At 64.0% G+C, this 15,561-nt stretch carries 14 protein-coding genes; 6 read left to right on the top strand and 8 right to left on the bottom strand.

Translation table 11 applies throughout. The features are described from left to right. Positions 1-8: 8 nt before the first annotated feature. Entirely contained in the window at positions 9-1,007 is a 999-nt protein-coding gene (locus I6F38_RS04600) for an AraC family transcriptional regulator (protein ID WP_225159242.1), read from the bottom strand. Between the two features lie 453 nt (positions 1,008-1,460). Between I6F38_RS04600 and I6F38_RS04595 the strand changes: the two genes are divergently transcribed. The 3 genes from I6F38_RS04595 to serA all read left to right on the top strand — a co-directional run bounded on the left by I6F38_RS04595 (position 1,461) and on the right by serA (position 3,949). After that, positions 1,461-1,823, top strand: a complete 363-nt coding sequence (locus I6F38_RS04595; RefSeq protein WP_225159241.1) for a hypothetical protein — start codon at positions 1,461-1,463, stop codon at positions 1,821-1,823. A 155-nt stretch (positions 1,824-1,978) separates the two neighbouring features. Beyond that, positions 1,979-2,347 carry a BA14K family protein gene (locus I6F38_RS04590; protein WP_225159240.1) on the top strand — a complete coding sequence of 123 codons (369 nt, stop codon included), beginning with the start codon at positions 1,979-1,981 and terminating at the stop codon, positions 2,345-2,347. Between the two features lie 348 nt (positions 2,348-2,695). Continuing rightward, positions 2,696-3,949, top strand: coding sequence for a phosphoglycerate dehydrogenase (gene serA / locus I6F38_RS04585; RefSeq protein WP_225159239.1), 1,254 nt, complete (start codon positions 2,696-2,698; stop codon positions 3,947-3,949). A gap of 9 nt (positions 3,950-3,958) precedes the next feature. Here the strand turns inward: serA and I6F38_RS04580 are convergent, their stop codons facing one another. Continuing rightward, the gene (locus I6F38_RS04580) at positions 3,959-5,392 is read right to left on the bottom strand and encodes a helix-turn-helix transcriptional regulator (protein ID WP_225159238.1); all 1,434 of its coding nucleotides are present in this window, start codon (positions 5,390-5,392) and stop codon (positions 3,959-3,961) included. Between the two features lie 144 nt (positions 5,393-5,536). Here I6F38_RS04580 and I6F38_RS04575 point away from each other — a divergent pair, with 144 nt between their 5' ends. After that, positions 5,537-7,174 (top strand): isocitrate lyase, encoded by a 1,638-nt coding sequence (locus I6F38_RS04575; RefSeq protein ID WP_074125889.1) that lies wholly within the window; start codon positions 5,537-5,539, stop codon positions 7,172-7,174. Between the two features lie 221 nt (positions 7,175-7,395). Beyond that, entirely contained in the window at positions 7,396-7,935 is a 540-nt protein-coding gene (locus tag I6F38_RS04570) for a DUF4269 domain-containing protein (protein WP_225159237.1), read from the top strand. Between the two features lie 10 nt (positions 7,936-7,945). Here I6F38_RS04570 and I6F38_RS04565 read toward each other — a convergent pair whose 3' ends face one another. From I6F38_RS04565 to I6F38_RS04550, 4 genes are all read right to left on the bottom strand, one after another. After that, on the bottom strand, positions 7,946-9,154 hold the full coding sequence (locus I6F38_RS04565; protein WP_225159236.1) for a PepSY-associated TM helix domain-containing protein: 1,209 nt from the start codon (positions 9,152-9,154) through the stop codon (positions 7,946-7,948). Next, complete coding sequence (locus I6F38_RS04560; protein ID WP_225159340.1) at positions 9,154-11,484, bottom strand: TonB-dependent siderophore receptor; 2,331 nt, start codon at positions 11,482-11,484, stop codon at positions 9,154-9,156. Before I6F38_RS04560 ends, I6F38_RS04565 begins: the two co-directional genes overlap by 1 nt. A gap of 280 nt (positions 11,485-11,764) precedes the next feature. Then, a complete protein-coding gene (locus I6F38_RS04555; RefSeq protein WP_159109512.1) occupies positions 11,765-11,998 on the bottom strand; it encodes a hypothetical protein in 234 nt (77 codons plus the stop codon). Between the two features lie 208 nt (positions 11,999-12,206). Continuing rightward, positions 12,207-12,608: a hypothetical protein gene (locus tag I6F38_RS04550; protein ID WP_346657088.1), complete on the bottom strand. Its 402-nt coding sequence runs from the start codon at positions 12,606-12,608 to the stop codon at positions 12,207-12,209. Here I6F38_RS04550 and I6F38_RS43925 point away from each other — a divergent pair. Further along, on the top strand, positions 12,595-13,170 hold the full coding sequence (locus tag I6F38_RS43925) for a hypothetical protein (protein WP_276573475.1): 576 nt from the start codon (positions 12,595-12,597) through the stop codon (positions 13,168-13,170). The two genes, I6F38_RS04550 and I6F38_RS43925, sit on opposite strands and share 14 nt — an antisense overlap. Here I6F38_RS43925 and I6F38_RS04540 read toward each other — a convergent pair. Both I6F38_RS04540 and I6F38_RS04535 read right to left on the bottom strand, forming a co-directional pair. Beyond that, complete coding sequence (locus I6F38_RS04540) at positions 13,137-14,255, bottom strand: hypothetical protein (RefSeq protein WP_225159234.1); 1,119 nt, start codon at positions 14,253-14,255, stop codon at positions 13,137-13,139. The genes I6F38_RS43925 and I6F38_RS04540 overlap by 34 nt on opposite strands. 50 nt (positions 14,256-14,305) lie before the next feature. Next, positions 14,306-15,529, bottom strand: coding sequence for an ABC transporter substrate-binding protein (locus I6F38_RS04535; protein WP_225159233.1), 1,224 nt, complete (start codon positions 15,527-15,529; stop codon positions 14,306-14,308). Positions 15,530-15,561: the final 32 nt, after the last annotated feature.

Here is a 15,561-nt window from a genome sequence, read left to right as displayed (position 1 = left end):
CCGCCTGCCTAGCTGCAGAACCCTCGCGCGCGCCGGACCGTATCGGACGGATACAGGCCAAAAGCCGAGCGGTACACCGCAGCGAAACGGCCCATATGGGTAAAGCCCCACTTCAGCGCCACTTCGCTGATCGGGAGCATGTTCTCCGGTCGCGACAGCTCATCGTGGATTGCCTCCAGCCGAATTTGCCGCAAATAGGCGACCGGCGTCGTGCCGTGAATTTTGCGGAAGCCCAATTGCAGCAAACGGCTGCTGACCCCAACCGTTGCGGCAATATCCGATATCGTCAGAGGCAGATGCGGATTGGCCCGCATATACTCGACGGCACGGCGAATGTAGCGCGGCGGCGCATCCAGCGGGTGGCGGCTCAACCGGTCGGTCAACCGATGGGGGACGTTCTCAAGGATGAGCTGTATCGCCGCTTCGGATAGCAGCGCGCTGGCTTTCGGAGAGCGTACCAGGATCCCGTCATACAGACCGGTGGTGCTCGTACGGACAAGCTGAAGAAGGGTCTGTCCAACGCCGGTCGACAAGTCGACGATCGGCGTCAGGTTGAGATCTTCCAGCGCTGTGCTCCCGAACGTCGCAGACAGCACCTTGGCAACTACGCCCGTATGCAAGGTGAGCGTGACGCTTGAGTATCGTCCATCGACCGCTTCGACCCGCTGCGCTTGCATCGTTGGAAGGGGCACGATGGCGATCTCGGAGGGAGTCCGCTGGATGCTCTTTCCTGCAATGAGCATTTCGGCCTGGCCGGCATTCAGCAGGCTTATTGCAAGCTCTCCGGCAGAATTCTCGTATGAATAGCGCCAATCCCAACCGGCCGACAGATCGGCCCGCACGACGTCAATTTCCGCGCCGATGGCTATATCCGCATGCCAGCGAAACGATTCGTCAGGCCGCGGCGAGGAATGCGCATTGATCCCGTGGGGGTGGAGCATTTCAAGGAGTTCTTCGAACGAAGATCCCGATCGCGTGGGAGGTGCAGCGAGTACGTCTTCGACCATCAAATCCCAACCATCGGATGTTTTGCTGTTCGCGGATTGCCCGATCCATCAAGCCGGTCTTCCACCGTTCAGGGCGCCGTCCACACACTAGCACAGCTTAGGTGATTTCGGGGCGCGTGCCCTTTCTCACAATTCCTTCAATGTCCGAATGACGAACAGAATATCCAGATCGCGCAATCGAGCCGCGAAAGCTGACATTAGATCTCATCCGCTCGCCTGCATCGCGCGACAGTTCCGATTCAATCCGCCGCGCCAACGTTCGAGAGCCGCAGCGAATGCACAGCATTCGCGATCGACTGTTCTAGCCACAATCCGAAGGCCTCCATCCGGAATGCGACGTCGTCCATGGACTCGTAGCCCATTTGGCCTAAATCGTCACGACCAACTCAAACGGGTTATGAGAGCATGCTTACAAGGATTACTTGCGTACTCGCGCTTACAGTTCTTTCGTCCATGCCTGCGCTGGCCGATGGTTGCGCGGATCACGTCCAGAGCACCGGCGTTCCCATGGTAACGGGCATGACGCACAAGACCTGGATGATCTTTCCGGCGGTCAATCCCGGTGCCGCCCTCGACAAGGTGTCCCGTGCCGTTCTGGCGGAGGGCTTTGTCGGCGTAAACGTCGACAAGAAACTCGGCACGCTGACCACCCAGCAGGAGACCACCGGATCCGGCCGGCCACAAACGTTGCAGGTCGTCGTCCGCAAGGACGGCAAGGGTAGCCGCGTCGATGCGACCTTCAGCTTGCCGCCGGGACAGTTGGCTCCGGGTGTCGGCGATAACCTCTGCCGCGTCGTGAACGCGGCCGGCCAATGAACGCCGCCCATCCGTGAAGCAGGCTGACGCGCGAATTGTAACCGGCCGCGCGTGTCCGGGTGTCGTCCGGTCCGGAACCAGACGAGCCCATCCATGTCGAGGGAATCGGGACGCAGGTGCCGGCCTGCGCCGACAGCAATGAAGCAGGAGATGTGATGAGTAGGGCTCGCTTTGTGAAAGTTGTTTTGATGGCCGCCACCGGTGCCATGGCGTTTTCGGCCTCCGCCATTTCGGCTCCGTTGCAGCACGCTGCCGGCGTTGCGGCGGCAGTGCCGTCGTTGACCGAGAAGGTCTGGTGCCGTTACGGGCAGTGCTATGACAATGGCGGCGGCGCGGCCGTCGGTGGATTGGTCGGTGGTCTCATCGGCGGCGTCATCGCGGCCGGTGCAGCCAACGCCGCCGCGCAGCAGGAAGCTGCCGCCGCCCAGCAGCACGCGGCGTCCTGCGCCCAGCGCTATCGCTCCTACGATGCGGCCTCGAATACGTTCCAGGCAAAGGACGGCCGGCGGTATCCTTGCCAGTGAGACAGCCGCAGGCTTGCGGCGCCGGAACGGCGGAGTGAAACTGCCGCGCCAGACAATAACCCTCGGCGCCGCGCTGAGCACGAATGGAGCTCCGGCCCGTGAGCCGGAGCAGGTTTTCGAGCGCCCCAGGAGCCACAAACGCGGCTCCTGCCGGCGAATTGGCCAGGACCTTTGACTGAACGGGTTCCCGTTCCGCGCCTGGATGCGCGGATCGAGAGGCTTCATCGGGAATCGCGGAGCGGGCGGCCCACGGCCGCTTCTGACGCGACCGTTTTCCATGCTATCACGCGATCCGTCGAAACTGCGCTCGTGGCAGGATCTGCCCGAACCTTACGAATCCGGATCTCGATGATGCTGTCGCTTCCCAAGACCAAAATACGCGTGCTGCTGCTGGAGGGCGTGAACGAATCCGCGGCCCGGATGTTCGAGGCGAACGGCTATACCGAGCTGCAGCGTCTGCCCAAGGCGCTGGGACCAAAAGAACTCAGGCAGGCGCTGTCGGGCATCCACATGCTGGGAATTCGCTCGCGGACCCAGTTGACCGCGGACATCCTGGAGGCCGCCGACCGATTGCTCGTTGTCGGCTGCTTTTCGGTCGGCACCAATCAGGTCGATCTCGACGCCGCGCGGAAGCTGGGAATCCCCGTCTTCAACGCGCCATACTCCAACACCCGAAGTGTGGCGGAGCTGACCATCGCCGAGATCGTGATGCTGTTCCGCCGGATCTTTCCGCGCTCAGTCTCCGCACATGCCGGCGGCTGGGACAAGTCCGCCGAAGGCAGCCGCGAGGTGCGCGGCAAGACGCTCGGCATCGTCGGCTACGGCAACATCGGCTCGCAGCTGTCGAACCTCGCCGAAGCCATGGGCATGCGCGTGATCTATTTTGATCAGACCGACAAGCTCCGCCATGGCAATACCGAGCCCGCCGAATCGCTCGACGCGTTGCTCGCAGCCAGCGATGTCGTATCGCTGCATGTGCCGGAGACGCCGGCCACCGCCAACATGATTGGCGCCGCCCAGCTCCAGCTGATGAAGCCTGAGGCCTATCTGATCAACAACTCGCGCGGCACCGTGGTCGATCTCGAGGCGCTGGCGAGCGCCCTGCGTGAGGGCCGGCTGGCGGGTGCTGCGGTCGACGTGTTTCCGGTCGAGCCGGTGTCGAACGAGGCGCGCTTTGTCTCGCCGCTGCAAGGTCTGCCCAACGTCATCCTCACGCCGCATGTCGGCGGTTCGACGGAAGAAGCGCAGGATCGCATCGGCGGCGAAGTTGCGCGCAAGCTGATCGACTATTCCGATGTCGGGTCGACCTTCGGCGCGGTCAATTTTCCGCAGGTGCAATTGCCGGCGCGACCGACCGGCACCCGTTTCATCCATGTTCATCGCAACGTTCCCGGCGTCATGCGCCAGGTCAACGACGCGGTCTCCCGGCACGGGATCAACATCCTGGCGCAATATCTGCAGACCGATCCGGAAGTCGGCTATGTCGTGCTCGAGACCGACGTGGTCGGCGGCGAGGGCGAGGGACTGCTGGCCGATTTGAAAGCCATCGACGGCACGATCCGCGTGCGGGTGCTGTATGACGCGAACCGGCCGCAGGGGTGATCGACTTCGTCAATCCGCCGAGAACCCGAACGGCACACTCGAGGTCCTGAAATCGTCCGGAAGAATCTCGCGTCCGATCGGCGGCGCCGACCGCGCCGCGCATCTCGGCCGATGACAGACCCGGCATGCGACGCCGATCGGCGTCGGCTCGTCGGCATTCGGTCCCTGTCCGTCGCGCGTGTAGATCAACTGGCCCGCATGTTCGGCGGCGCAGCCGATCGCGATCGCCCGCTCGACGCGGATGGCGCCGAACGCGCCGCCGCCGGCGGTCACGGTGCGGGCAATCGAGAAGAACCGCTGTCCGTCGGGCAATTCCAGCCATTGCGTGACGATCTGGCGCGGCGTCTTGAAGATATCGTGCACTGACCACAGCGGACATGCGCCGCCGTGCTTTGCAAACGGGAAGCCGGCACCGTCAAGCAGCTTGGAAATGTTGCCGGCCGGATCGACCCGGATCAGGAAGAACGGGACCTTCTCGAGACCCGGCCGTTGCAAGGTCGTGACGCGGTGCGCGATCTGCTCGAAGCTGGTGCCGAATTGACGCGCCAGTGCCTCCAGATCGTAGCGGCGCGCCTCGACCGCTTTCGCGAACACCGAATACGGCATGATGAGTGCGGCGGCAGCGTAGGCCGCAAGCGCACGGCGCGCCAGCAGCTCGGCGCTTTTGGTCGTGAACTTGCCGGCTTCGACGGCGGCGCCGATCTCGTTTTCCAGTTCCAGATAGGCAAGTTGCTTGGCCAGCTGAAAATTGAGGCCCGCGGTATCGAGCGAGTCCTCCAGCAGCAATTGTCTGCGATGAAGGTCCAGTCGCCTGATCGAACCCAGCATGACGTTCGGCGGCAGATAGCGGACCTGGAGTTTATGTCGCTCCCGAAGCCGCTCGATAAATCCGGCGGGCCCGGCAGGTTCGTGGACGAGCCGCTCGGCGGCATCGTCGAGGCTGGCAAAATTGTTGCGGCGCGCGGCGAGAAAACGTCGGACCTCCGCAACGGGATCGTTGGCGTCAAAGTTCTCCTGGCCCGGTGAAGCGATCGCCATGTCCGGAGCCCTGCGCTCCGCAAGCGCCAGCTGCTCTTCGCGATAGGCGGTGTAGAGGCGCAGGAAGGCCTCGGTCATTCCGGGATAGCTGACCGCGAGGTCGCTGACCTCAAGCGCGGGGATGTCGATGTCGGCAAACATCGGCTCCTTCAGGACGGACTGCATGCGGGCGGTGTGATCGGCACCGCCATCGCCAGCGAGATCAGCCAGATCGATCTTGTAGGTGCGGGCAAGCCGCAGCAGCATGTCGGCCGTCACCGGGCGCTGGTTGCGTTCCAGCAGCGCCACATAGGGGGCCGAAATTTCGAGATCGGCGGCCATGTCGGCCTGGGTCAGCCCGAGGTCGCGCCGCAGCCGGCGCAGCCGCGGGCCCATGAAAACGGAACGGGCGCTTGAGGTTACCATCGCCTTATCCAAGGTTTGTAAGGTTCTTACAACAATACATCGGTTTCTTGTAAGTTATGACAAGTTTTCCGCGCCAGGTCTAGCTCCCGATGACGCCGCGCGTCACAAACGGTGCAGTTATTTCGTCACCGAGGGATCACGGACATGAACTTCCAACCGCGCGGGATCAGCGACCGGGCCATCCAGGGACCGGCTTCGTATCAGAGCGAGATCGAGGCGGCCGAAGCGCTGCTCAAGACCAAGGACACCTGGAACGGCGTCACCGCCGAAGCCGTGGCGCGGATGCGCCTGCAGAACCGCTTCAAGACCGGTCTGGATGTCGCCCGTTACACGGCTGCGCTGATGCGCGCCGACATGGCGGCCTATGACGCCGACAGCACCAAGTACACCCAGTCGCTCGGCTGCTGGCACGGCTTCATCGCCCAGCAGAAGCTGATCTCGATTAAGAAGCACTTCGGCAATACCGACCGCCGCTATCTGTATCTGTCCGGCTGGATGATCGCGGCGCTGCGCTCCGAGTTCGGCCCGCTGCCCGATCAGTCGATGCACGAGAAGACCTCGGTGCCGGCGCTGATCGAAGAGCTCTACACCTTCCTGCGCCAGGCGGATTCGCGTGAGCTCAACGACATCTTCCGCGCGCTCGACGCGGCGCGCAAGGAAGGCGACAAGGCCAAGGAAAAGGCGTTGATCGAGAAGATCGACAACTTCCAGACCCACGTCGTGCCCGTCATCGCCGACATCGACGCCGGCTTCGGCAATGCCGAGGCGACCTATCTGCTCGCCAAGAAGATGATCGAGGCGGGCGCCTGCGCGCTGCAGATCGAGAACCAGGTCTCCGACGAGAAGCAGTGCGGCCACCAGGACGGCAAGGTCACCGTGCCGCACGAGGTGTTCATCGCGAAGATCCGCGCCTGCCGCCATGCGTTCCTCGAGCTCGGCGTCGAAGACGGCATCATCGTGACCCGTACCGACTCGCTCGGCGCCGGCCTGACCCAGCAGATCGCCGTGAGCCATAAGCCCGGCGACCTCGGCGATCAGTACAACAGCTTCCTCGACTGCGAGGAAGTGACGGCGGCCAATGCGCGCAACGGCGACGTCATCATCAACCAGAACGGCAAGATGATGCGTCCGAAGCGTCTGCCCAGCAACCTCTACCAGTTCCGTCCCGGCACCGGTGCGGATCGCTGCGTGCTCGACTGCATCACCTCGCTGCAGAACGGCGCCGACCTCTTGTGGATCGAGACCGAGAAGCCGCATATCGAGCAGATCGCCAGCATGGTCGATCGCATCCGCAAGGTCATTCCGAATGCGAAGCTGGCCTACAACAACTCGCCGTCGTTCAACTGGACCCTCAACTTCCGTTGGCAGGTCTATGACGCGATGAAGGAAGCCGGCCAGGACGTCAGCAAGTATAACCGCGCCGAGCTGATGAAGGCGGAGTACGACGACACGCCGCTGGCGAAGGAAGCCGACGAGCGCATCCGTACCTTCCAGGCGGATTCGGCCAAGCGCGCCGGCATCTTCCACCATCTGATCACGCTGCCGACCTATCACACGGCTGCGCTGTCGACCGACAATCTCGCGAGGGAGTATTTCGGCGAGCAGGGCATGCTTGGATACGTCAAGAACGTGCAGCGCGCGGAGATCCGTCAGGGCATCGCCTGCGTCAAGCATCAGAACATGGCGGGCTCCGACATCGGCGACGATCACAAGGAGTACTTCGCCGGTGAGGCTGCCCTCAAGGCGGGCGGCGCCCACAACACGATGAACCAGTTCGGCTGATCGATCGAACGGATCATTCCGACATCGGCTGGACAGGCTGGCGCGCGAGCAGCCTTGCCTGTCCGCCTTGGCGGGGCGATTTTCGACCACGGTAACGCGGTCGAGATCGCCCCGCGACTTTTTTAGGCCCGCTTCCCTTCAAGCCCGCCCACTTGCAGAGGTTCGCGCGTTGCACGCCCGTGTGGTAATGCGTCGCTGCGATCTCGAGGGCATGCCACGCGATGACTGTCGGGCACCACGCATCCGCCGTCACCAGCTCCGCCGTGATGGAACTGCTGAGGCCGTTCGATCCCCGTATCGTCGGAACGCTGCCGCTCGGCCTTGCCGTTCCCGGCAGCGACATCGATATCGTCTGCCATGCGTCCGACCCGAACGCATTTGCGGATATCGTTTGGGCTCACTATCAAGCGTGCGATGATTTCGTCCTCTTCCGATGGACCTCGGGGACGCGGCCGGTGATTGCCCGCTTTGTGTGCGATGGCTGGCCGTTCGAACTGTTCGGTGATCAGCGTCCGGTGGAGCAGCAACGGGGCTGGATCCACTTCGAGGTCGAACGGCGGCTGCTTGCACTGGATGATGGACGGCTGCGGCGAGCCGTCAGCGAATTGAGGGCAGGCGGTCTCAAGACCGAACCTGCGTTCGCTATCGTGCTCGGGATATCAAGCGATCCCTATCGTGGATTGCTTGAACTCGCGGCCGAAACGGACGCAGAGTTACATGCCCGGCTCGCGGCGTGCGATTTCGCTGATCGCCAAAATTGATGAGACGGCTTCATTCGCCCGGAACGAGGTGGCCGACCGGCTGCTGCGCGAGCCGCCGGTGCCTGCGACGGGACAGATAAAGCAGCAGGCCGGTCACGGCGAATAGCGGCGTCATGGCGGCGGCCAGCATGAAGGCGAGCTTGCCGGGCCATCCCAGGATGGCGCCGCGGTGGATGTCGAGTACGCTGGCGAGGACGCGTTCGCCAAACGTCTTGTCGTCGTAGCGATCCGATGAGATGACGCGGCCGGTGAGGGCATCGATACGGAATTCGTCACGCACGGCCTCGCGCGACGAGTCCCGCGGCCATGACCGCACGCGCACGGCCGTGCCCGCGCCGGGCGGCAGCGTTATGAGGGCCCTTCCGTAACTGTTGTTCTCTTGCTGCAGGAACGCCGACCAGACGTGATCGAAGGCAAGCGGCTTTGCCTCGGCCTTCGTTTCGGTCTTGGCTTCACCCTTGCTCTCGGCGCCGCCGCGCGGCGGTTTGGGCTGCGTCGCGTTCGCCGCGGCCTGAGGCCGCGCGAACAGCCAGTTGGCGCCGGCCTTGTACCACTCGAACGAGTACCACAGGCCGGTCAGCGTCATCACCAGATAGACCGGCAGCACCCAGGTCCCGATCACGGCGTGCAGCGAGCGATGCAGGCCGCGGCCGCGCAGTCCCAGATTCGGCTTCAGCCACATCTTGACGCTGCGCGCACGACGCGGCCAGCGCAGCACGAGGCCGGTGATCAGCATCACGATCAGGCAGATTGCGGCTGAGCCGGTGATCTTGCGGCCGATGCCATTGCCGTCGCCCGGCAACAGCAGCCAGCGATGCAGCTTGCGGACGGTTGCGAAAAAGTCCTCGCCGCGCGGCGAGCCGAGCACGTGCCCATCATAGGGGTCGACATAGACCGAGGACGGCCGCGTGCCGCCTTCGCTGCGAGCAAAACGGATGCGGTGCGCGGCCGATGGATCGCTCGACATCGTCACGGCCGAGACCTTGCCGAAATCGCCCGCCGCCGCTAGCCGCGCGATCAACTCGTCCGGCGTGAGCCGCCGGGCCGCACTGGCCTCGACGCGCATCATCTGACTGTTCAGGCTGGCCTCGATCTCATCCTCAAAGGCCATCGTCGCGCCGGTGAGGCCGACCACGGCCCACAGCAGCGCCAGCACAAGGCCAACCAGGGAATGGACCTGCAGCAGTGCAGCCTTGATCGGGCGCCAAACGTCACTCATCAGAATTTCACCGTCGCCGAGAGCGAGAAGCGCCGCGCGTCGCCCATCGCGACCGTCAGGATGCTGTTGGCCGAAGGGTAGTAGACCGTGTCGAACAGGTTCTTGACGTTGAATTGGTAGATGACCGGGAACGACTGGACCTTGGTCTCGTAGGTCGCAAACACGTCCGCGACCGTGTAGGCCGGCAGCACGAAGCTGTTCGCGGCATCGCCCGGCCGGTCGCCGACATAGCGCGCGCCGCCGCCGAGGCGAAGCCGGCCGGGCAGGGTGGTGCCGAAATCATAGACGAGGTAGAGCGATGCGGTGTTCAGCGCGACGTTCTGCAGGGCCTTGCCGGCGAGCGTCGGGTCCTCGGTTACGCGTGCGTCGGTATAGCCATAGCTGCCGATCATGCTCCAATTGTCTGATAGCCTGCCGGTGACGTCGAGTTCGACGCCACGCGAGCGAACCTTGCCCGCCGTACGGTACTCGACGATACCAGTCGTGGCGTTGAGTTGCGAAACCAACACGTTCTTCTTGTCGATGTCGTAGAGCGCAAGCGTGCCGGAGATCTGTTTGTTGAAGTCGAACTTGACGCCGGTCTCCCATTGGGTGCCCTCTTCGGGCGCGATGTTGGAGCCGATCACGACGCCGCCGGTAAGCGGCGCGATGGTCGAGGTGGGTTTCAGCGATTGCGTGTAGCTCGCATAGAGCGAGACCTGGTCGGTGAGTTTGAAGCTGGCGCCGCCGAGCGGCAGCACCTTGTCGGCCGAGACATTGGTATTGGTGACGAACGGGCGGCCCTTGCCGGCGAGCTGGTCGTAATCCATGTAGCGTACACCGCCGACCAGCGCGAAGCGCTCGGTCAGATGCAGCGTGTCCTGGAAGAACAGCGACCACTGGCCGAGCTTGTCGGTCTGCGCGCTGTCGGCGGCGGACACCGTCGTCCCCGGCGTGATCAGCCCATAGATCGGATTGTAGAAGTTGAAGCTTGGCGTTGCCTGCCGGATCAGGTTGTCGCGGTAGATCGTGCGATACTGGCCGTCGCCGCCGAACAGCACCTCGTTGCGGATGTTGCCGAGCCAGACATTGCCCTGCAAATAGGAGGTGCCGTAGCTGGCATTGCTGAGCGAGCCCTGGGTACCGTCATTGCTGCGGGTCTCGACGCCGGTCTTGGCGTTGACGCCGGTGATGCGGAGCTGGTTGGCGCTGAAGGTCTCGGTGTTGTAGCTGTAGGCCGCGAACAGCTTCCAGTCCTGGTTCAGCCGGTGCTCGACCGACGCCTGCATCAGGTCGGAGGTGCCCCACATGTTGTTGAAGGGCTCGTCGAGCCGCCGCGTCGCCGGGATCGCCAGCGGCACCTTGGTCGCGGGATCGAATGCGGTGCCGCGGTCGAACGGCGTGATGAATTCGCGGTGCTCGTAGTTGAGCTGGATGGTGGTGTTCTCGCCGTACCAGGCCAGCGACGGCGCGACCAGCATTTCGCGATGGCGGCCGAAATTGCGCCAGTAATCCTCGCTCACGCCATAGCCGATAAAGCGATAGGCGAGACCGCCATCGCCGATCGGGCCGGTGATATCGATGGTGCCGTCGGCGCCGGTCCTAGAGTTGGCATAGGTCGAGCCGAGCAGGGTCACCGAGCCGTGCTGATAGAGCTCGGGGCGCTTGCTGATCGTGTTGACGATGCCGCCGGGATCCATGATGCCGTAGAGCAGCGACGCCGGGCCCTTCAGCACCTCGACGCTTTCGACCGCTGCGTTGAGGCTGCGGCCCTGCACCAGCGGCATGCCGTTGCGCATGATCGAGCCGTCGCGGTTGTCGCCGAAGCCGCGGCGCATCACCGCATCCTGGGTGCCGGCCAGCGTATTGGCCTGGGTGACGCCGCTGACATTGGCGAGCGCGTCATCGAGGTTGCGCGGCAGCTGATCCTTCAGCACCTGCTCGGGCACAACGTTGACCGTCTGCGAGGTGTCCAGCGGCGAGGCGCCGCTGCGCAGCGTGGTTGGGCTTGGCATCGCGCGGTAGTGCAGCTTGGCTTCGTTGAGCGCCGCGGCGGCAGCTGCCGCGCGCTCCGACGGTGTCGGCGGCGCCGGTTGGGCATTCCGGCTGCGCTGCCGTGCCGCGGCGGCCGCCAGCGTTCGCTGCGCCGGCTTTGCCGCGGCGGCCGGCTTGCGCTTCGGCGTCGGCTGGTCGACCGAAACAGGCGGCAACGGGACGCTCGATTGGGCGTTTGCCGGCGTTGCCGGGGAGGCGACATCGGCGAGCAGGAATGCTGCGCCGATCAGCAGATGGGTGCGGCCCTTGTCGGCGGCATTTCGACGGTCGCCGACAACCCGGCCATCAGCATTCACAGGCACTCTTGGACTTCCGATTCACGCGAACTCGTTCACGGCGCGCCTCTAGCAGTCGGCGTGCGCGAAAAGAACCGGAGCAGACTTGAATCTCTCTAACCGGAATAGATTTGAATCATTCTAAGACACGACAGGGCTCGCGCGTGTGCGCGAGCCCTGAACCTCGTGACCTGCTTGTCGCGTCTGCGCGTCAAATGGCCGTGCGATCGTTGCCCGAGGCTGCAGCCGTCGTCCTGTCACATCTCAGGTGTACGGTTTGCCGTAGGCTGCGCGATGCGCCTCACGACAACGCCAGGCTGACCGGCGTCTTGCCGACCACTCCCGTGCTCACGCCGTCGCGGGCCATGGATTCGATCGTGCCCCAGTTCTCGCGAAAGATCCGCGCCGCCTCGTTGGCGCTTTCCGCCTGGATCGTCAGACTGCACGCGCGCCTCGTGCCGTTGCTGGCGAGCTGGAAGTAGAGAACATATCCAGACGATTCCGCACTCCGTGCGGCCAGCGGTGCCTGCTGCATGTAGGTTTTCCCCAAAGTGTTTTTGTTGCGCCACCCGCAGGCAGGATTTGACAGGGATGCGGCACAGTCGTGGTCGCGATCGAGCTAAGCTGAACGTTTGTTCATTTTGTTGGCCGGTGTTGCCAGGATTCAACACCGGGTGGAACTTGCCGTAGCTCGGCACTGCAACTAAGCCGCGATCGCGGCATCAGCTCAACCGTCGTGGCGTCTACGCATCGCCGTCTGGATGGACCATCAGCGTCTCTTGGATCGCGGTGGCGAGCATCGCGCCGTCACGGTCGTGGACGCGCGCGATCGACAGCCCGCGGCCGCCATCCGCGCATGGGCTCTCGGTTTCGACATGCATCCAGGCGTCAGGCGAAAATACGCGATGAAACCAGATGCAATGGTTGAGGCTCGACAGATAGAGTGGCGCGCGCGACTGCAGACCGCCGAGATGGCCGCCGACGCTGGAGAAGTTAAGCCACCAATCCGAGAGATAGGCGAACACCGCGGCCTGGGCACGGGAACCGGCGGCGAGCGGTTGCCTGCATCTGATCCAGAAGCGCAGACATGGCCCTGCCGTCGTGGCCGAGAGCTGGCGTTCGATCTCCGGAATGCGGAAATCCATGCTGGGCTTGATGTGCTGGGAATATGGGCCGAGCGGCCGCAACTGCGCCATCAGCGCGTCGGGGATCATGCTCAGATCGGGCAGGCTTTCGGGATCCTCCGATCGTGCGAACGGCACCGTGCCGCGGGCCCGGCTGCGGCGTGCAGAATGTGGCCTGCGCGCTGAGCACGGTACGCCCGTCGCCTTGCGTACCGACGATATGGCGGGAGGAGAATCGCTTGCCGTCCTGCAGAACCTCCGCGTCAAACGTGATGCGCCTGACAGGATCGGCGCCGCGCAGGAACAAGAGCTGCAGCATCGCCGCCGGGCGATCTTCGGGCGCGCTGAGCGTTGCGGCCATCATGGCCTGGCCAAGAATCTGGCCGCCGTAGGAACGGCCGTTGAGATTGCCGTCGCCGAACCGGCTGCGATAGCGGAGCGGTGCGACGGTCTCGAGCGAGACCAGCGCCTCGGCTTCCTTGTTGTCCCATGGTTCGCACGCGGCTTCGTTGCTCTCCGCGACGCGCATGCCTTGCCCGTCCATCCCGGTCACATCGCCGGGAATTTCTGCGGTCCCGGGTAGAGCGGATAGCCGGCGGCGACGCCGTATTCGCTGATGCCGAATCCGGTCTCGTTGCCGCTCTCGAGCCGGACGACATGATCCGACAGCGTCCGTGCGATGGCGCGCGTCGCCGCATCGTCGAGGTTCCAGATATCGTGCGCGGCATGGTTCTCGCCGCGGTCGTCGCCATGGGTCCAGCCCTGCAGGCCGCCATACATGCCGGCCTTCAGATAAAATCGCGTCGGCAGTCCGTGCATCCTGACGCGGCGCGGCTCGCCGCGCTCGAAAGTGAAGGTGAAGTCGGCCACCGCGATGGTCTGGCCGAGCGGATCGTCGTCGGCCCATTCGATCGCGTGCTCGACCGAGGTGACTTCGCGATGCGAAACCGATCCGTCGGCTTCGCGGCGGAACTCGGTGCCCGAGAGGTAATGTGGCTTACCCGGCGTGCGCTCCTTGATGAAGATCGACAGCGCCGACTGTTCGAACTGGAACATCGACCAGGTCCAGAAGAAATTGCGATGGGTCGCGACCGGCGGCCTGGTCTCGTCGGTGCGCATCTCGGAGCGCAGGCCCCAGGAGCGGTCGCGCTGCCCCCACCACAGCTCGGGCTCGATGTCGTAACGCTTGCCGTCGGCGACGATCCAGCCGCGCCAGCGGCCGAATTGCGAGACGCGCGCGAGGTCTTCCTCGACGACCCCGTTGCGCTCGCGAAAATTCTGCTTCTCCTGCGCCGCCGGAAAGCTCGCCTTGAATTCGAGCGCGAAGCTGATGCCGGACGGATTGTCGGCGAGCGAGATCCTATGCAGGCTGTTACCATCGACGATCTCGATCCTGAGCCCGCCGACTTCCGTCTCTAGCGGACGGGTCCCGAGCCGGCGCGAGGCACGGAAATTGTGCTGACGCCGGCCGATGGTGATGCCGGCAAAGCCGTCCATCACGTTACGGTTCGGGTAATAGCCGAGCCCGATGTCGATCAGCAGTTCGCTGCCGTCGATCGGATGCGCGGTGTACCAGTAGCGCTCGGTGAACCTGACATCGCCGCCGCCTGCCTTGGCAAACGGTTGCGGCGTCTGGTGGCCGATGAGATCGTCCTGGGCTGTCAGCATTGTTCTTGTCCTTGTGTTTGAGCCGGTTCGGTCGGATGGGTGGCGCGGGATCAGTCCTTGGCCGGGCCCGCGCCCACGATGTCGCCGAACAGCACCCAGGTCTTGCCGTCGAAGCGGGCGAAACGGCGCTCGGTGATCGCTGCGTAGTCCTGCGGCGTGGTCTGGATCGTGATGCCCGGGAGCAGCATCGGCAGCTCGATGCCGCTGAGGTTGGTGGCCTGCTTCAGCACGTTCTCGCGCGTGAGATTGTCGCCGCAGCGCTGCAGGATGATGGCGCCGAGCTGGGCCGTGGTGTAGCCGGTCACCGCGATCACGTCGTTCGGGTCCATCCCCGGCATATATTTCGCGGCGAAGGCGAGATAGTCGGTCATGCCCTTGTCATTGGCCCAGGCCGGATCGTTCGGTGTCTTGTAGGAGGTCGTGGTCAGGATACCGGTCGAGGCCTCGATGCCCGCCGGCACCAGCACGCCGGCGATCGAATTCGCGGTCGAGCCGAGGAAGATCAGCGGCTTCCAGCCGAGCTCGTGGATCTTGCGGATCGCCATCGAGGCGAACTTGTTCTGCGCGGCGATCAGGATGGTGTCGGCGCCGGACGCCTTCAAATTCACGATCTGGGAATCGATCGTAGGTTCGGTCGACTGATACATCGCCTCCTTGACGATCATCGTCTCGGCCTTGGCGCCGAGCCCTTCCTTCAGGCCGAGCACAAAATCCTTGCCGATGTCGTCGGCCTGCAGCAGCACGCCGATCCTGGCATCCGGCTTCTCGCGCAGCACGTAGCGCGCGATGATTCGGGACTCGTTGACGTAAGTCGGCGAGTAGGGCGTCGTCCAGGGGAACTGCTTGGGATCGTTCCAGCGGGTGCCGCCGCTCTGCACCAGGAGTTGCGGGACGCCATTGCTGTTGAGATATTTCTGGATCGCGGCGTTGGTCGGCGTGCCGAACGGCGCCATGATCGCGAGCACCTTGTCGTTCTCGACCAGCGCGCGCGTGACCTCGACGGTCTTGGGCGGGCTATAGGCGTCGTCGCGGGTCAGGAAGTTGATATGGCGGCCGTTGATGCCACCCTTCTCGTTCAGCATCGTGAAATAGGCGAGCATGGTTTTCGGGAAGCTCGCATAGATCGACGCCGGTCCGCTGTAGGGCGCGTTGGCGCCGAGCAGGATCTCGCTGTCACTGACCCCGGGACCATAGGCCTTCTGGGCGTTCGCAGTTCCGAGCGCGCCGGCGAGCGCGAACGCCCACACGGCAAGCGTGACGACTGGCTTCCGCATCTTCCCCTCCCATGATGCCCTCTTTTGCGGGG

Origin of the sequence: Bradyrhizobium sp. BRP56 (assembly GCF_020194035.1) — a bacterium.
Classification (GTDB): Bacteria; Pseudomonadota; Alphaproteobacteria; order Rhizobiales; family Xanthobacteraceae; genus Bradyrhizobium; species Bradyrhizobium australafricanum.
Note: the sequence above shows the minus strand (reverse complement) of the source record. Positions and strands in the feature narration are given on the sequence as shown.